The following is a 17970-nucleotide window of genomic DNA, read 5'->3' as shown; positions in this document are numbered from 1 at the left end:
ACCCCGGGCTTGCCCGGGGTTTTTCTTTATCAGATGGACGTGAAAATGCAGTTAACCAGCAAGGGGCTCAGCCTCTCCCTCGATCGTCCCCATGTGATGGGGATCCTCAATGTGACGCCCGACTCCTTCTCCGATGGCGGTAATTTCAACCAGTTTGAACGGGCAATGGCCCATGCGCGCCAGATGGTCTCTGACGGTGCGACCCTCATCGACATCGGTGGCGAGTCAACCCGCCCTGGTGCGCCCGATGTGAACGAGCAGGAGGAGCTGGACAGGGTCATTCCTGTTGTGGAGCAGATGGTTCGTGAGCTGGATGTGATGATCTCCCTCGATACCTCCAAAGCGGCTGTGATGCGGGAGGGTTGCAAGGCGGGTGCCCATCTGATCAACGATGTGCGGGCGCTGCAAGAGCCTGGAGCGCTGCAGGCCGCGGCCGAAGCGCGGGTTCCGGTCTGTCTGATGCATATGCAGGGGCAGCCGAGAACCATGCAGGTCGAGCCGCACTATGACGACCTGATCGGGGAGGTACGCGCCTTCTTTGATGAGCGTATTGCGGCTTGTCTGGCGGTCGGGATCCGTCGTGAAGAGCTGTTGTTGGATCCGGGATATGGCTTTGGCAAAACCCTTGCACACAACTATCAGCTGTTGGCGGCTCAAAAGGAACTGCTTGATTATGGCTTGCCGCTATTGGTGGGGATGTCGCGAAAGTCTATGATAGGCAACCTGCTGGGCCGTCCGGTGGATGAGCGTCTGGCGGGCAGTCTGGCATGCACCCTTATCGGCATGCAGCATGGGGCCCGCATCATCAGGGTACACGATGTACGGGAGACCATGGACGCATTGCGCGTAGGTTGGCTGGCAATGACGGGACAAGATTTTATTTCCAGATAATAAAGAGAACAGACAATGGCAAGAAAGTATTTCGGTACCGATGGTGTACGCGGCAAGGTTGGTGAATACCCGATCACCCCTGATTTTGTAATGAAATTGGGTTGGGCTGCCGGCAAAGTGCTCTCCAAGAAGGGCACCAAAAAGGTGCTGATTGGCAAAGATACCCGCATCTCCGGTTACATGCTGGAATCCGCGCTGGAAGCGGGGCTCTCCGCGGCAGGCCTCAAGGCCATTCTGATGGGGCCGATGCCCACGCCGGCGGTTGCCTACCTGACTCGAACTTTCCGTGCCGAAGCTGGCATCGTCATCAGTGCTTCCCACAACCCCTTCTACGACAACGGCATCAAGTTCTTCTCCGCCGACGGTACCAAGCTGCCCGATGATGTCGAGCTGGCTATCGAAGCCGAGCTGGATCACGAGCTCAAGTGTGTCGAGTCGGCCGAACTTGGCAAAGCGGTGCGCATTGATGATGCCGCCGGTCGCTATATCGAATTCTGCAAGAGCACCTTCCCCTCTCACATGAATCTGGATGGGGTGAAAATGGTGGTCGACTGTGGCCACGGCGCCACTTACCACATTGCACCGTCTGTATTCCGCGAGCTGGGTGCCGAAGTGATCACCATGGGCTGTGCCCCGGATGGTCTCAACATCAATGATGGTGTCGGTTCGACTGCGCCTGACGCGCTGGTTGCCAAGGTGCTGGAGTGCAAGGCCGATCTGGGGGTTGCCTTTGATGGTGACGGCGACCGACTAATCATGGTCGACCACACCGGCTATCTCATCGACGGTGATGAAGTGCTCTATATCATCGCACGCGATGCCCTGCGCAATGGTCGCCTCAAGGGGGGGGTCGTCGGCACTCTGATGGCCAACATGGGTCTGGAGCTGGCGCTGCAAACCCTGGGCATTCCGTTTGCCCGTGCCAAGGTGGGTGACCGCTATGTGCTGGAGATGATGGAAGAGAAGGGCTGGCGTATCGGTGGCGAGAACTCCGGCCACATAATCTGTCTGGATCAGACCACTACGGGTGATGGCATTGTGGCCGCCTTGCAGGTGCTTACCGCCATGTGCAGTGCCGAGATGCCGCTGGCCAAGCTGCGCTCCGGCATGAGCAAGTTCCCGCAGGTACTGGTGAATGTTCGCTTTGCCGAAGGCAAGGATCCGCTGGCCGCTGATGCTGTCATGGCTGAGGTTGCCAAGGTGGAACAGGAGCTGGCTGGTCGTGGTCGCGTACTGTTGCGTAAATCAGGTACCGAACCGCTGATCCGGGTCATGGTCGAAGGGGAGCATGAACAGCAGGTGCGTGACATGGCTCAGCGCATCGCCAAGCAGGTTGAATCGGCGTTTTAATGAACAACCAGGGCGACTTTTTAGCCGCCCTGGTTGTATCTTGTTCAAACGATTCAAAAATTTAAAAATAGCACTTGTCAGCTGAGCATCCTCTGGATATTATCAGCCCCGCTTTCGCAAGGGAGTTGCCGATGGGACATCGCAAGCCGTTTGTAGCAGCCAATTGGAAGTTGCACGGTAGTAGGTCGCAGTTAGAGCAGTTTACGAGTCAGTGCCTAAACGGCGTTGACGGAAAAGTAGATGTGGTTCTCTGTCCTTCCCATGTGCATCTCGACTTTAGCGCTTCACTACTCAATGAGCAGAAAGTAATAAGGTTGGGGGCTCAGAATGTGAGTCAGCACGCTACTGGCGCTTACACTGGAGAAATCTCGTGTCAGATGCTGGTTGAGGCAGGGTGTCGTTACGTATTGGTAGGGCACTCCGAGCGCAGGCGTCTTTTTGGTGAGACCAGTTTTATCGTCGCAGAGAAGTTTGCGGCAGCCAGAGCGGCAGGCTTGATTCCCATCCTCTGTTTAGGTGAATCAGGTGCGGCGAGGCAGGCGAGAAGAGCCTTCGAGGTGATCGCTGAAGAGCTGGATATCGTCATAGAGAAAAATGGCGCGATGGCTTTCGATAATGCTATCATCGCCTACGAGCCGATTTGGGCTGTAGGTACAGGTAAATGCGCCACACCCGAGCAGGCACAAGAGGTTCATTCCTTTATACGTGGTCGCTTGGCGGAGGATACTCCGGTAATAGGTGAGAAAGTTAGAATCATCTATGGTGGGAGCGTAACGCCGAGCAACGCGAGAGATTTGTTTGCACAGCCCGACATTGATGGCGGACTGATTGGCGGAGCGAGTCTTGATAGCGATGCGTTTTTAGGAATTGTTGAAGCGGCAAAGGGTGCAAGTTAAATGTACGAGATTCTTTTAGTCGTTTATCTGCTGGTTTCACTGGCTCTGATTGGTCTGGTGATGATTCAGCAAGGTAAAGGGGCTGATATGGGCGCCTCCTTCGGCGCAGGGGCATCGAACACAGTATTCGGCTCCGGTGGTTCAGGCAGTTTCCTGACCCGAACAACAGCAATTTTGGCTACTCTGTTTTTCGTTATCAGCCTGGTGCTCGGATCTATGTCCAGCAACAAGGTAAAGCAGGGTAGTGAATGGGAAAATCTGCAACAAACCCAACAGGTTGAGCAGACCAAAGCGCCAGTGAAGAAAGATACTGACGTTCCCGAGTAAGAGTTTTGCCGTGGTGGTGGAATTGGTAGACACGCTATCTTGAGGGGGTAGTGCTCTAGGGTGTGCGGGTTCGAGTCCCGCCCACGGCACCAATTAAGCAGTGAGCTCGGGAAGCCGAGTGTATTATAGCCAGTCAGTCTTGTATCGAGAGAGTGAAGTGGCTATAATCTCGCACGATTTCGGACGCGGGGTGGAGCAGCATGGTAGCTCGTCGGGCTCATAACCCGAAGGTCGTCGGTTCAAATCCGGCCCCCGCAACCAAATTTCACGCATTTCCTACGCTCAGGAAGGCGGTCGCTGCGAGGCGACAATCAGGGTAAAGCGCCAAGCCCCGATTTGACATCGGGGCTTTTTGTTATGTGCAATTTACTCTGAATCGATATCTATCTGGGCTTTATGCCCTTTTTTTGTTTTTCGGAGGGTGACTTTGGCTACGTTGGAACAACGTTTGACCGATCTGCTCGAGGCTCCGGTCGTTGCCTTGGGTTTTGAACTTTGGGGTATTGAGTTTATCCGCGCGGGTAAACACTCCACCTTGCGTGTCTATATTGACGGCGAGCAGGGTGTGACTGTCGAGAACTGTGCTGAGGTCAGCCATCAGGTTGGCGCCATCATGGACGTCGAAGATCCCATCACCGAGGAGTACTACCTCGAGGTATCCTCCCCAGGCCTGGATCGTCCCCTGTTCAAGGTTGCCCATTTCGAAAAATACGTTGGCCAAGAGGCGGCGGTAACGCTTCGGATGGCAACAAACAACCGCCGCAAGTTCAAAGGCGTAATCAAAGCTGTGCAAGGCGACATGATCACCCTGACAGTAGATGGTAAGGACGACGTGTTGGCTTTCACCAATATCCAAAAAGCGAACATAGTGCCGAACTTTGGTTAACGAGGCTATCGGATATGAATAAAGAGATTTTGCTGGTCGTTGACGCAGTATCCAACGAGAAAGCGGTACCCCGCGAGAAGATCTTCCAGGCTCTGGAAACCGCGCTGGCGACTGCGACCAAGAAGAAATATGAAGGCGAGATTGAAGTTCGGGTCGAAATCGATCGCAAGACTGGTGACTACGACACCTATCGTCGCTGGCTGGTAATCGCAGATCAAGCCGCGATGGAGAACCCTTACGCCGAGATTACCCTGGAAGCTGCTCAGATTGATCAGCCGGATATCCAGGTCGGTGAATATGTTGAAGACCAGATTGATTCTGTCACCTTCGACCGTATCACTACCCAGACCGCCAAGCAGGTTATCGTGCAGAAAGTGCGCGAAGCGGAGCGTTCACAAGTAGTTGATCAGTTTAAAGATAAAGAAGGCACCATCATCAGTGGTGTCGTCAAGAAGAGCAACCGCGACAACGTCATTCTGGATCTGGGCAGCAATGCTGAAGCCGTGATCTTCCGTGATGACATGCTGCCGCGTGAAACCTTCCGCCCGGGCGACCGTGTCCGTGGCCTGCTCTATGCAGTACGTCCAGAAGCCCGTGGTTCCCAGCTGTTTGTCAGCCGTTCCAGCCCGGACTTCCTGAAAGAGCTGTTCCGTATCGAAGTACCGGAGATCGGCGAAGAGATGATCGAAATCATGGGCGCTGCCCGTGACCCGGGTTCCCGCGCCAAGATCGCGGTGAAGACCAACGATCGTCGTATCGACCCGATCGGTGCCTGTATCGGTATGCGTGGTGCCCGTGTGCAAGCTGTCTCCGCAGAGCTGAGCGGTGAGCGTGCAGACATCGTGCTGTACGATGACAACCCGGCCCAGTACGTGATCAATGCCATGGCACCTGCCGATGTGGCCTCCATCATCGTTGATGAAGACAACCACACCATGGATATCGCCGTGGACGCTGCCAACCTGGCCCAGGCCATCGGTCGCAATGGTCAGAACGTGCGTCTGGCCTCCCAGCTGACCGGTTGGGAGCTGAACGTGATGACCGTTGAGGACATGCGTGCCAAGCACCAGGCCGAGAACGACCGCATCATGAACCTGTTCACCAGCACCCTGGATATCGATGACGATTTCGCCGGTCTGCTGATGGAAGAGGGCTTCTCGACCCTGGAAGAGATCGCCTTCGTACCGGTCAACGAGTTGCTGGCTATCGACGGTCTGGATGAAGACATGGTCGAAGAGCTGCGCAAGCGTGCCAAAGATGCCCTGACTACCCAGGCGCTGGCCAAAGAGGAGTCCTTTGATGGCGTCGAGCCGTCCGAAGAGCTGCTCAATCTGAACGGTCTGAGTCGTGAACTGGCATACGCTCTGGCGGGCCGCGGCGTGGGCACCCTGGAAGATTTGGCTGAGCAAGGTATTGATGACCTTGCTGGTATTGAAGGGCTGACTGCCGAGAAGGCGGGTGAGCTCATTATGGCTGCTCGCAATATCTGTTGGTTCGGAGAAGAGCAGTCTTAAGTAAGATCAAACGGAGGAAAATGAATGGCAGAAGTATCAGTCAAACAACTTGCCACTGACATCGACACACCGGTTGATCGTCTTCTCCAGCAGTTTGTCGATGCCGGTATCAGCAAGAGCAAGGCCGACGACATGGTCAGCGAGTCTGAAAAGCAGACTCTGCTGGCACACCTGAAGAAACAGCATGGAGGTGACGAGGTCGCCGCTCCTGCCCGCATGACTTTGCAGCGCAAGACCAAGAGCACCATCAGTGTTCAGGGAACCGGCGGCAAGAACAAAGAAGTGCAGGTGGAAGTTCGCAAATCTCGCACCTATGTAAGACGCTCGGCGCTGGAAGAAGAACAGCGTCAGGCGGAAGCCGAGGAAAAAGCGCGTTTGGAAGCAGAAGAAAAAGCTCGTCGTGAAGCCGAAGAGAAGGCTCGCCTCGACGCTGAAGAGAAGGCTCGCCGTGAGGCTGAGCAGGCTCGTCGTGAAGCTGAGGAAAAGGCGCGGATCGAGGCACAACAAAAGGCTCGACAGGCTCAACAGCCCGCCAAAGCAGCCAGTAGCACAGCTCAGCAAGAGGCAGAAAAGATGGCCAAGCGCGAAGCAGAAGAACTGAAGCGCCAACAGGAACAGACAGCTTTGAAAAAAGCTGAAGAACTCGCCGCGAAGAAAGCCGAAGAGGCTCGCATCATGGCGGAACAGAACGCAGCCCGCTGGGCTGAAGAAGAAGCCGCTCGTGCCAAAGAGAGCAGCGATTATCACCTGACAACCAACAAGCATGCGCAAGCTGCAGAAGACGAGCTGGATCGCAAAGAAGAGACCAGCCGTCGTACTGCCGCTGCCGCTGTCAAGGCCCCGAAAAAGGCGGGTCGTCGCGATGATGATCGCAATGATCGCAACTCCCGTGATCCGCGTGCCCGTAAAGGCAAACGTGGCAAGGTCGCTACCCCGAACGCCATGAAGCACGGCTTCAACAAGCCGGCTGCCGTGGTGAACCGCGACGTTGTCATCGGTGAGACCATCACAGTGGCCGAGCTGGCCAACAAGATGGCCGTCAAGGGCGTTGAAGTCATCAAGGCGATGATGAAGATGGGGGCCATGGCCACCATCAACCAGGTGATCGACCAAGAGACCGCTCAGCTGGTCGCTGAGGAGATGGGTCACAAGGTTGTGCTGCGCCGCGAGAACGAGCTGGAAGAGGCGGTACTGTCCGATCGTGACGAGACCTCCGAAGCCAAGCCGCGCGCACCTGTCGTTACCATCATGGGTCACGTTGACCACGGTAAGACCTCGCTGCTCGACTACATTCGTAAAGCCAAGGTTGCTGCTGGCGAAGCCGGTGGTATTACCCAGCATATCGGTGCTTACCACGTTCAGACCGATAGCGGCATGATCACCTTCCTGGATACTCCGGGTCACGCGGCGTTTACCTCCATGCGTGCTCGCGGTGCCAAGGCGACCGACATCGTTGTTCTGGTCGTTGCTGCTGACGACGGCGTGATGCCGCAAACCATCGAAGCTATCCAGCACGCCAAGGCTGCCGGTGTGCCGCTGGTTGTGGCAGTCAACAAGATCGACAAGCCGGAAGCGGATCCGGATCGCGTCAAGACCGAGTTGGCTCGTTACAACGTCATGTCCGAGGATTGGGGTGGAGACTGCCAGTTCGTGCACGTATCTGCCAAGTCTGGTCAGGGTATCGACGATCTGCTGGAAGCCATCCTGATCCAGGCTGAAGTACTGGAGCTGAAAGCGGTGGTTGACGGTATGGCCAACGGCGTCGTGATCGAATCCTTCCTGGATAAAGGTCGTGGTCCGGTTGCTACCGTACTGGTACAAGAAGGTACTCTGCGTCAGGGCGACATCGTTCTGTGTGGTCTCGAGTACGGCCGTGTTCGCGCCATGCGTGACGAACTGGGTCGCGAGATCAAGGAAGCGGGTCCGTCCCTGCCGGTGGAAATCCTGGGTCTCTCCGGCGTTCCCTCTGCCGGTGACGAAGCCACCGTTGTTCGTGACGAGAAGAAAGCCCGTGAAGTGGCGCTCTACCGTCAAGGCAAGTTCCGCGAAGTCAAGCTGGCTCGCCAGCAGAAGGCCAAGCTGGAAAACATGTTCGCTAACATGACCGAGGGCGAAGTGTCCGAAGTGAACGTGGTGATCAAGGCCGACGTACAAGGTTCTGTGGAAGCGATCTGCGATGCGCTGGTCAAACTCTCCACCGACGAAGTGAAGGTGAAGATCGTGGGTTCCGGCGTAGGTGGTATCACCGAAACCGACGCGACCCTGGCTGCCGCTTCCAGCGCCATCCTGGTTGGTTTCAACGTCCGTGCCGACGCGTCTGCGCGCAAGGTTATCGAATCCGAGAGCCTGGATCTGCGTTACTACTCCGTCATCTATGACCTGATCGACGAAGTGAAGCAGGCCATGAGCGGCAAGCTGGCCCCAGAGTATCGTCAGGAGATCATCGGTCTTGCTGAAGTGCGTAGCGTCTTCAAGTCGCCGAAGTTCGGCGCCGTTGCTGGCTGTATGGTTACCGAGGGTGTGGTCAAGCGTTCCAACCGTATCCGCGTTCTGCGTGACAACGTGGTTATCTATGAAGGCGAGCTGGAATCCCTGCGCCGCTTCAAGGATGACGTCAACGAAGTTCGCAACGGTTACGAGTGTGGTATCGCGGTCAAGAACTACAACGACGTGCGCGAAGGCGACCAGATCGAAGTTTACGAGACTGTTGAAATCCAACGGACTCTGTAAGCCGAGAGTTAGACAAAATAGGGGGCCGCGGCCCCCTTTTATCGCAGGATAGAATATGGCCAGAGAATTCAGCCGGACCCGTCGGGTCGGACAGCAGATCCAGCGTGAAATTGCGCTGATCCTGCAGCGCGAGGTGAAAGACCCGCGCATCGGCATGGTGACCGTTTCCGATGTGGAAGTGTCCCGTGACCTCAACTATGCCAAGATTTACGTCACCTTCTTGCAGCTGGAAAATGATGCCGAGCGCATCAAGGAAGGCTTGCAGGGTCTGACCGAAGCAGCCGGATATATCCGTAGTCTGCTGGGCAGTGCCATGCGTCTGCGCGTGGTGCCCGAGCTGCGTTTCTACTACGACCAGACCCTGGTCGAGGGGATGCGTCTCTCCAACCTGGTGACCAACACTGTGCGTGAAGACAAGCGTCGCATGGCCGAATCCGGCCGTGACGAAGAAGCTGAATCCGCACCGGATGACACGACTGAGGATAAAGCCTGAGATGACCCGAAGACGTCGTTTCAAGGGCCGTGATGTGCACGGCATTCTGCTGCTGGACAAGCCGACCGGCCTGACCTCCAACGATGTGTTGCAGAAGGTCAAGCGCATCTACAACGCCGCCAAGGCCGGTCACACCGGCGCACTGGATCCGCTGGCGACCGGCATGCTGCCGATCTGCCTCGGCGAGGCCACCAAGTTCTCCCAGTATCTGCTGGAAGCGGACAAACGCTATGAGGTGACCGCCAAACTGGGCGAGCGCACCAACACCAGCGACTCTGATGGTGAGGTGGTCTCCACCCGTCCGGTGAATGTGGCTGTCGGTACCCTGATCGAGGCGCTGGACCAGTTCCGCGGCCCCATCATGCAGGTGCCCTCCATGTACTCCGCGCTCAAGCACAACGGCCGTCCGCTCTACGAATATGCCCGCGAAGGCATCGAGATCGAGCGAGAAGCCCGTCCCATCACCGTATTCGAGCTCAAACTGCTGAGCTTTGAAGGTGATGAAGTGCGCCTTGAAGTGCACTGCAGCAAAGGCACCTACATCCGCTCTCTGGTGGATGACCTGGGTGAAGTGCTGGGCTGTGGCGCCCACGTGACCCAGTTGCGCCGTACCCAGGTGGCCAGCTATCCGTACGAGCGGATGCTGACTCTGGAGCAACTCGAGTGCATCTTCGAGCAGGCCAAGGCCGAGAGCATCCCGCCGCGCGAGCAGCTGGATCCGCTGTTGTTGCCGATGGACACCGCCGTGGCAAGCTTGCCCGAGGTGAACATGCTGGCGGTTGTGGCTGCCTATGTGAATCAGGGCCAGGCCGTGCAGGTGGCGGGTGCGCCGCAAAGCGGTCAGGTTCGCATGACGGTCGGCCCGGAGCGCGAGTTCATCGGGGTTGGCGAGATTGATGATGATGGCCGCGTCGCTCCCAAGCGACTGGTGCGTTATCACGACGAGGAGTGATCCTCAGGCGGTATCAGCACGTCTTTCCCGTTTCGCCTCTTTATCGTTGCGAAAAGGGGCGGGGACGATTATGATACCGCCCTCATTTCACGGCTGAATTAGAGATTGGCTGTGAACCTTTAAACACTCTACTGGAGTATTACCATGTCTCTAAATGCTGAGATCAAAGCTCAAATCGTTGCTGACAACGCTCGTTGCGCCAACGACACCGGTTCCCCCGAAGTGCAAGTTGCCCTGCTGACTGCCCAGATCAACCATCTGCAAGGTCACTTCAAAGAGCACTCCAAGGACCACCACGGTCGTCGCGGTCTGCTGCGCATGGTTTCCCAGCGTCGTAAGCTGCTGGACTACCTGAAACGTAAAGATTCCGAGCGTTATGCTGCTCTGATCGCCAAGCTGGGTCTGCGTCGTTAATCGACCATCAGATTTCGCGAAAAAGGGGAACCGTCAGGTTCCCCTTTTTTATTGCTCTTCAAGCCGTTGCCTGCCTCACAGAATTCGCGTCACCGCTTACCTTTTGCATCGAATCAAGTATACTTGTGCGCGAATTTAAAGAGCCAAATTGTAAAAAGGAAATTCACGTGAATCCTATTGTAAAGTCATTCCAGTACGGTCAACACACCGTCACTCTGGAAACCGGTGTGATGGCCCGTCAAGCCACTGCGGCCGTTATGGTCAGCATGGACGATACCTGCGTATTTGTGACCGTAGTCGGCAAGAAAGAGGCCGATCACGGCCGTGATTTCTTCCCGCTGACCGTCAACTACCAGGAGCGTACCTATGCTGCTGGTCGTATCCCGGGTGGTTTCTTCCGTCGTGAAGGCCGTCCGAGCGAAGGCGAGACCTCATCTCCCGTCTGATCGACCGTCCTATTCGTCCGCTGTTCCCGGAAGGCTTCCTCAATGAGGTTCAGGTCGTTGCGACCGTAATGTCCGTGAATCCGGCCGTATCCCCCGACATCGTTGCCATGATCGGTGCCTCTGCTGCACTGGCCATCTCCGGTATCCCGTTTGGCGGCCCGATCGGTGCTGCTCGCGTGGGTTACATGAACGGTCAGTATGTGCTGAACCCGACCACTACCGAACTGCCGCAGAGCGATCTGGATCTGGTGGTTGCCGGTACTGCCAATGCCGTGCTGATGGTTGAGTCCGAAGCGGCCATCCTCTCCGAAGAAGTGATGCTGGGCGCCGTGGTATACGGTCACGAGCAGATGCAGACCGTGATCAATGCGATCAACGAGTTTGCCGCTGCCGTCGGCACCAAGCCGTGGGACTGGACTCCGCCTGCCGTCAACGAAGCTCTGAAAGCCAAGGTTGCCGAGCTGGCGAGCGCCGAACTGGGTGAAGCCTACCGCATCACCGAGAAGGCAGTTCGTTACGAAACCATCGCGGCCATCAAGGGTCGTGTGGTTGAGCAAGTTATCGCGTCCGGCGTGGAAGAAGATGCCAAGAAGATCGGCGAAGAGTTCCACAGCCTGGAAAGCCGCATCGTTCGTGGTCGCGTAGTACGTGGTGAGCCGCGTATCGATGGTCGCGATCCGGAAATGATCCGCGCCCTGAGCGTAGGTACCGGTATTCTGCCCCGTGCCCACGGTTCTGCCCTGTTCACCCGTGGTGAAACTCAGGCCATCGTGGTCGCCACTCTGGGTACCGAGCGTGATGCCCAGAACATCGACGAGCTGACCGGCAACCGTGCCGATCGCTTCATGCTGCACTACAACTTCCCACCATACTGTGTCGGTGAGACCGGCATGATGGGTAGCCCGAAGCGTCGTGAAATCGGTCACGGCCGTCTGGCCAAGCGCGGCGTTGCTGCCGTGATGCCGAGCGCCGCCGAGTTCCCGTACGTGGTGCGCGTGGTCTCTGAAATTACCGAATCCAACGGTTCCTCCTCCATGGCGTCTGTCTGTGGTTCCTCTCTGGCGCTGATGGATGCCGGTGTGCCGATCAAGGCCTCCGTTGCCGGTATCGCCATGGGTCTGGTGAAGGAAGAAGAAGGTTTCGTCGTGCTGTCCGACATTCTGGGTGACGAAGATCATCTGGGCGACATGGACTTCAAAGTAGCCGGTACCACCGAAGGTGTGACCGCGCTGCAGATGGACATCAAGATCGAAGGCATCACCAAAGAGATCATGGAGATTGCCCTGAAGCAAGCTCGTGGCGCCCGTCTGCACATCCTCAAAGTGATGGATGAAGCAATCCAGGCTCCCCGTGCCCAGATCTCTGATTTCGCACCGCGTATCCACACCATCAAGATCAATCCTGAGAAGATCAAGGACGTGATCGGTAAGGGTGGTTCCGTGATCCGTGCGCTGACCGAAGAGACCGGCACCAACATCGAGCTGGATGATGACGGTACTGTACGTATCTCCGCCGTGGCCAACGAAGCTGCCATGGAAGCGATCCGTCGCATCGAGGCCATCACCGCCGAGATCGAAGTGAACCGCATCTATGAAGGTAAAGTTGTCCGTCTGGCCGATTTTGGTGCATTCGTCAACATTCTGCCGGGCAAAGATGGTCTGGTACACATCTCCCAGATCACCGACGCTCGCGTGCAGAACGTGGCTGACCATCTGACCATCGGTGACGTGGTCAAGGTGAAGGTACTGGAAGTGGACCGTCAGGGCCGCGTACGTCTCTCCATCAAGGAAGCGAACGCTCCGGCTGATGCAGCCCCGGCTGCTGATGCTCCGGTTGCTGCCGAAGCGCCTGCCGCAGAGTAATCTGTCCTCCTGAACCGGGTTCTCCGGTTGCAGTAAAAAGTCCGGCGCCCTTTGGGGCGCCGGACTTTTTTATGCGCTCAGACTCATCACGCCGAAGTTGGCTCTTTGCTCAGGATGTGGTGGGCATTGCCGGAGCCTCAAGAGGTCAGGTTAGAAAAGTATCGCGAAGGGGGAGGGAGAACGGGGTGGGAGAAAGGAGCCTGAGGATTCAGGCTCCTGATAAGGATCAGGCCTCGTTGGCGTGGGCCTTCTGACACCCTTCGACGGCGTGAGCAATCAGTTCCAGTGCGCTCTGGTCGCACGGTGGCAACTCGGCCTCGCACTTGTTGATAGGGGTAACACGATCGCCCCACTTGATGATGGCGGCACCCCAGGTCAGGCCGGCACCGAAAGCGGCGGTCAGCAGATAGGAGTTCGGCTTGACGCGGCCCTGCTCCAGCGCTTCACACAGGGCGATGGGCACAGTGGCGGCGGAGGTGTTGCCGTAGTTTTCGATGTTGACCATCACCTTCTCCATCGGCGCATTCATCCGCTTGGCGAGGGTCTCGATGATGCGGATATTGGCCTGATGGGGAACGATCAGGTCGACCTGCTCCGGCGCAATACCGGCCTGCGCCAGCACAGTGCTGGTGGCCTCACCCATGCCGCGCACGGCGCGTTTGAAGATCTCCGGCCCTTCGAAGTTGAAGGTGAACAGCCCATCGATATCGGCAAAACGCACCCGATCGGTACCGAAGTTCGGTACGTGCAGGATCTCTCGGGCTTCGCTGTCACAGCCGAGCTTGTTGGCGATCAGGCCACACTCCTGTTCGCTTGCCTCGATCACCACGGCACCGGCACCATCGCCAAACAGCACGGCGGTATCGCGGCGTGCCCAGTCCAGCAGGTAGGTGAGGCGCTCGGCACCAATCACCAGCACCTTCTTCATCATGCCGGTCTGCACCAGCGAGGTGGCGACCGAGAGGGAGTAGACAAAACCGGTACAAGCAGCGTTGAGATCAAACACGGCGGCGTTGACGGCGCCGAGCTTCTTCTGCACCGCAGAGGCGGCGCTTGGCAGCAGGTTGTCCGGGGTGGCGGTGGCCAGGATGATGCCATCGAGATCGCTGGCTTCCAGACCGGCACAAGCCAGCGCGCGGCGACCGGCCAGGGTGGCGAGATCCGAGGTACTGACATGGGAGATCCGGCGGGCCTTGATGCCGGTGCGCGGATAGATCCACTCGTCTGACGTATCCATGATGGTGCTGAGGTCATCGTTGGTCAGCACGGAGGGAGGCAGGCATTTGCCCCAGCCGGTGATATTGGCGTATTTCATCTTGTTACCGCTTCTCAAAGTGGATCGCCCGCGGGCGGAAAATCGTGCAATTATGCCGTACGAGACAACCACTGTCATCTTGTGGTCATGGTTATGTGCGGGGGGAACCGCTGTGCCATCTGGTCGCAAAGGGCCGCAACGTGCTGAACATGGCAGGAAATTTTGCTTAAAACGCGGGACTCCTCTGCCCTAAGATAGGCATTTCGCCACCGATGAGGGTATCTCCTTGCTCAGAGCCAATCTCAACTTGTTGCCGACCCTCAAGGTGTTGCTGGAGATCCGCAATATCAGCCGCGCCGCCGAGCTGTTGCACCTGAGTCAGCCCTCCATCAGCAAGCAGCTTGCCCAGTTGCGCAGCGAGTTTGGCGATGACTTGCTGGTGCGGGAGGGGCAACGCTGGCTGCTGACGCCACGGGCCGAAGTGCTGGCCGCTCAACTGGCGGATTCTCTCGGTGCGCTTGAGCGGCTCTACGAGGCGCCCGGATTTGACCCGAGCCGCTGCGAGCGGGTATTTCGGCTCGCCTCCTCCGATTATGTGGCTCAGCATATCCTGCCCGATATCTGTGCCGCGCTCGCCAAAGAGGCGCCGTTGGCGGCGCTGGAGTACAGCCTGTGGGACAAGCGTCAGCTGCCGCAGCTGTGGCAGTCCGAGCTCGATCTGGTCTCTACCATCACCGAGCTGGTACCGGATCAGATCCGTGGTTTGCATCAGGGGGAAGATCGGCTGGCGGTGTTGATGGGACGTCATCACCCGCTGGTGGGCAAGGCGCTGAGTCTCGATGACTATCTCGCCTGGCCTCACCTGCAGGTGAGCGGGGGAGGCGACAAAGACAGTCCGGTTGAGCAGGTGTTGGCACCGCAGGGACTGAGTCGGCGCTGGTTTGCCAGCGTTCCCTTCTTTCAGGCGGCAGTAGAGGTGTTGCTGCGCACTGATTGTCTGATGACCACCCCGGCTCATATCGCCTGGCAGCTCTCCTGCGGCCATGAGCTCACCTTTGTCGACCTGCCCTTTGCTACCCGCGACCAGCAGTATCATCTGCTGTGGCACCAGCGCCATCATCAGGATCCGGCCCACCGCTGGTTTCGCGAGCTGGCCTACCCATTCCTGCGGGATCACCTGCAACGTACCGTCGGCGAGAGTCGCAAGCTGCTCGATCTCGGCGGTTAGCCTCGGTCAGTTGTGTGGCGTTATAGCCATGGGTTATGGGTTCTATTCATAACTTTCACTACTGGCATAATGGCTCAGCCGGTACCCTGAATGCAGGTCATCATATCGAGTATATAAAGAGGAAATGCATGGAACTGACGAGTTGGCTGGCACTGGCCGCAATCTGCGTGATGGGCGCCATCAGCCCGGGGCCGAGTCTGGCGCTGATCATCCGCAACACGGTGCAGGGTGGGCAGGGGCACGGCGTCGCCACTGCGCTTGGTCATGGCCTCGGGGTTGGTATCTATGCGCTGGTCACCGCGCTTGGCCTCTCCATTCTGATCACCCAGACCCCTATCCTGTTTGATCTGATCCGCTACGGCGGCGCCGCATTTCTTGCCTGGCTCGGGATGAAAGCCCTGCTGGCAAAACCAGCCAGTGGTGAAGCGAGTGAAGAGGTGCACCAGTTGCGCGGTCGGCAAGGTGCCTTTGAAGGTTTTATGGTTGCCTTCCTTAACCCCCAGCTGGCGGTTTTCTTCATCGCTCTGTTCAGCCAGTTTGTGCGGGCCGATACCGGCTGGAGCGAAGGGGGCATCATGATGCTAACCGCGGGCGGGATCGATGCCGTCTGGTACGTGCTGGTGGCACTGGTGCTCTCGCGCGGGCCGGTGCTGGCGTGGCTTAAAGCCAAATCCTTTGTGATCGATAAGGTGAGCGGCTTGGTGCTGCTGGGACTGGCACTCAAGGTGGTTATCTAATCCTGCATTTTTCGGATACCTTAAGCGGGATCAAGGCACGCGGGTGGTGAATGGGCTAGAGTAGCGCCCATTTGCTGTCCGCCCTGATCCCGAGACCATGCACCAGAACAAGCACCCGTTAAGCCACAACAACCGGTTGGAGCTGCTGGCTCCGGCCAAGAACCTCGCCTACGGCATCGAAGCCATCAACCATGGTGCCGATGCCGTCTACATGGGGGGGCCGGCCTTTGGCGCCCGCAGTGCGGCGGGCAACTCCATCGAGGATATCGAGGCGCTGGCGCGCCACGCCCACCGTTTCGGCGCCCAGGTCTTTGTCGCCTTCAACACCCTGCTGCACGATCACGAGCTGGAGCAGGCCCGGCGGCTGACCCACCAGATCTACGAAGCCGGTGCCGATGCGCTGATTGTGCAGGATATGGGGCTGCTGGCCCTCGATCTGCCACCCATCGCGCTTCATGCCAGTACCCAGACCGACAACCGCACGCCGGAGAAGGTGAAGTTTCTGCAGGATGTGGGTTTCTCTCAGGTGGTGCTGGCGCGCGAACTGTCTCTTGCGCAGATCCGCGAGATCAGCGCGGCGAGCAATGTGCAGCTGGAGTTCTTTATCCACGGCGCTCTCTGTGTCTCCTACAGCGGCCAGTGCAATATCAGCCATGCCCGTACCGGCCGCAGCGCCAACCGTGGCGAGTGTGCCCAGCTCTGCCGTCTGCCCTGCTCGCTGCAAAAGCCGGACGGTGAAGTGCTGGTGGCCGACAGCCACCTGCTGTCACTCAAGGATATGGATCAGACTGACAACCTAGAGGCCTTGATCGAGGCGGGGATCCGCTCCTTCAAAATTGAAGGGCGCCTCAAGGGGCTCGACTACGTCAAGAACGTCACCGCCTGGTATCGCCAGAAGCTGGACGCCATTCTGGATAGCCGCTCCGATCTGGTAGCCGCCTCTGCGGGTCGTTGCAGCTACAGCTTCACGCCTGACCCCAAGAAGAGCTTCAACCGCGGCAGCACCGACTACTTCCTCCATGGCCGCCAGCAGGGGATCGATTCCACCAAAAGCCCTAAATATGTGGGTGAACCGCTGGGGCGTGTCACCAAGGTGACCCGTGACGGTATCGAGATCGATGGCAAACCGGTCACCCTCAACAACGGCGACGGTTTGGGCTTCTTCAAGCCGAATAACGAGCTGGTGGGTATGCGCCTCAACAAGGTCGAAGGTAAGCTGTTACTCCTGTCAGAACGCATGCCGGGGCTAAAGGTGGGGACCGAAATCTACCGCAACCACGATCAGGCGTTCAGCAAGATGCTGGAGAAGGCGAGCGCGGATCGCCGCATCCGGGTCGATATGGTGCTGGCAGAGTGCGATGAGGGCGTGAGCCTCACGCTCACCGACGAGCAGGGCATCAGTGCCGCAGTGATCTTGCCTTGCGACAAACAGTCTGCCGACAATCCGGAGCGGGCGCTGCAACAGGCGCGGGATCAGCTTGGTAAACTCGGCAATACCCTGTTTATGGCGCGCAAGATTGAGTTGGCATTCACTCACCCGCTATTTATCGCCGCATCACAGCTCAACGGTTTGCGCCGGGATGGCATCGCTGCGCTGGAGGCGGCGCGGGTGGCCAGCTACCAGCGCCCCGAGCGACGTATCGCCCTGCGGGATATCAACTATCCCCAGCACCGTCTCTCCTACCTTGGCAACGTGCTGAACAGCGCGGCCGAGCAGTTCTTCCGCGAACACGGGGTGGAGCGCATTGCTCCCGCCTATGAGGCGAACAAGGAGGAGCGGGAAGTGGTGCTGATGATCACCAAGCATTGCATCCGCTATAGCCAGAACCTCTGCCCGAACGAGGTGCCCGGTCTCAAGGCCGAGCCGTTGGAACTCAAAATGGGCAAAGACACCTTCCGCCTGCGTTTTGACTGCAACCGCTGCGAAATGCATGTGATGGGCAGCCTGAAACGCTGATCAATGAGCCCCTTTCTCCATCCGGAAAGGGG

14 protein-coding genes, 2 tRNA genes and 1 pseudogene are annotated in these 17970 nt (G+C 57.8%); 16 read left to right on the top strand and 1 reads right to left on the bottom strand.

Annotated features, from left to right (window positions below):
* Positions 1-45: 45 nt before the first annotated feature.
* The 13 genes and pseudogenes from folP to pnp all read left to right on the top strand — a co-directional run bounded on the left by folP (position 46) and on the right by pnp (position 12761).
* Complete coding sequence (folP, locus tag ACTG2G_RS06565; RefSeq protein WP_421387220.1) at positions 46-891, top strand: dihydropteroate synthase; 846 nt, start codon at positions 46-48, stop codon at positions 889-891.
* Between the two features lie 15 nt (positions 892-906).
* Complete coding sequence (glmM, locus tag ACTG2G_RS06560) at positions 907-2241, top strand: phosphoglucosamine mutase (protein WP_421387219.1); 1335 nt, start codon at positions 907-909, stop codon at positions 2239-2241.
* Positions 2242-2372: 131 nt separating this feature from the next.
* On the top strand, positions 2373-3137 hold the full coding sequence (gene tpiA, locus ACTG2G_RS06555) for a triose-phosphate isomerase (RefSeq protein WP_123173651.1): 765 nt from the start codon (positions 2373-2375) through the stop codon (positions 3135-3137).
* Positions 3138-3464, top strand: coding sequence for a preprotein translocase subunit SecG (gene secG, locus ACTG2G_RS06550; protein ID WP_005338811.1), 327 nt, complete (start codon positions 3138-3140; stop codon positions 3462-3464).
* Positions 3465-3471: 7 nt separating this feature from the next.
* Positions 3472-3556, top strand: a tRNA-Leu gene (locus tag ACTG2G_RS06545).
* 92 nt (positions 3557-3648) lie between these two features.
* Positions 3649-3725: transfer RNA gene (locus ACTG2G_RS06540), tRNA-Met, on the top strand.
* A 166-nt stretch (positions 3726-3891) separates the two neighbouring features.
* Positions 3892-4350: a ribosome maturation factor RimP gene (gene rimP / locus ACTG2G_RS06535; RefSeq protein WP_005338809.1), complete on the top strand. Its 459-nt coding sequence runs from the start codon at positions 3892-3894 to the stop codon at positions 4348-4350.
* 14 nt (positions 4351-4364) lie between these two features.
* A complete protein-coding gene (nusA, locus tag ACTG2G_RS06530; protein WP_421387218.1) occupies positions 4365-5864 on the top strand; it encodes a transcription termination factor NusA in 1500 nt (499 codons plus the stop codon).
* Between the two features lie 24 nt (positions 5865-5888).
* Complete coding sequence (gene infB / locus ACTG2G_RS06525) at positions 5889-8594, top strand: translation initiation factor IF-2 (RefSeq protein ID WP_216951946.1); 2706 nt, start codon at positions 5889-5891, stop codon at positions 8592-8594.
* A 55-nt stretch (positions 8595-8649) separates the two neighbouring features.
* Positions 8650-9087, top strand: a complete 438-nt coding sequence (gene rbfA, locus ACTG2G_RS06520) for a 30S ribosome-binding factor RbfA (protein ID WP_005338799.1) — start codon at positions 8650-8652, stop codon at positions 9085-9087.
* Between the two features lies 1 nt (position 9088).
* Positions 9089-10039, top strand: a complete 951-nt coding sequence (gene truB, locus ACTG2G_RS06515; protein WP_005338798.1) for a tRNA pseudouridine(55) synthase TruB — start codon at positions 9089-9091, stop codon at positions 10037-10039.
* A gap of 144 nt (positions 10040-10183) precedes the next feature.
* Positions 10184-10453 carry a 30S ribosomal protein S15 gene (gene rpsO, locus ACTG2G_RS06510; RefSeq protein ID WP_005338797.1) on the top strand — a complete coding sequence of 90 codons (270 nt, stop codon included), beginning with the start codon at positions 10184-10186 and terminating at the stop codon, positions 10451-10453.
* Between the two features lie 167 nt (positions 10454-10620).
* Positions 10621-12761, top strand: a pseudogene (pnp, locus tag ACTG2G_RS06505) (polyribonucleotide nucleotidyltransferase).
* Positions 12762-12987: 226 nt separating this feature from the next.
* Here the strand turns inward: pnp and ACTG2G_RS06500 are convergent.
* The gene (locus tag ACTG2G_RS06500) at positions 12988-14076 is read right to left on the bottom strand and encodes a ketoacyl-ACP synthase III (RefSeq protein WP_184234440.1); all 1089 of its coding nucleotides are present in this window, start codon (positions 14074-14076) and stop codon (positions 12988-12990) included.
* A 226-nt stretch (positions 14077-14302) separates the two neighbouring features.
* Between ACTG2G_RS06500 and ACTG2G_RS06495 the strand changes: the two genes are divergently transcribed.
* The 3 genes from ACTG2G_RS06495 to ACTG2G_RS06485 all read left to right on the top strand — a co-directional run bounded on the left by ACTG2G_RS06495 (position 14303) and on the right by ACTG2G_RS06485 (position 17938).
* Positions 14303-15244: a LysR family transcriptional regulator gene (locus tag ACTG2G_RS06495; protein WP_421387216.1), complete on the top strand. Its 942-nt coding sequence runs from the start codon at positions 14303-14305 to the stop codon at positions 15242-15244.
* Between the two features lie 128 nt (positions 15245-15372).
* Positions 15373-15981: a LysE family translocator gene (locus tag ACTG2G_RS06490; RefSeq protein ID WP_043822802.1), complete on the top strand. Its 609-nt coding sequence runs from the start codon at positions 15373-15375 to the stop codon at positions 15979-15981.
* 97 nt (positions 15982-16078) lie between these two features.
* Positions 16079-17938 carry a peptidase U32 family protein gene (locus tag ACTG2G_RS06485; protein ID WP_421387214.1) on the top strand — a complete coding sequence of 620 codons (1860 nt, stop codon included), beginning with the start codon at positions 16079-16081 and terminating at the stop codon, positions 17936-17938.
* Positions 17939-17970: the final 32 nt, after the last annotated feature.

Source organism: Aeromonas sp. 55A (assembly GCF_051919665.1).
GTDB lineage: Bacteria > Pseudomonadota > Gammaproteobacteria > Enterobacterales > Aeromonadaceae > Aeromonas > Aeromonas veronii.
Note: the sequence above shows the minus strand (reverse complement) of the source record. Positions and strands in the feature narration are given on the sequence as shown.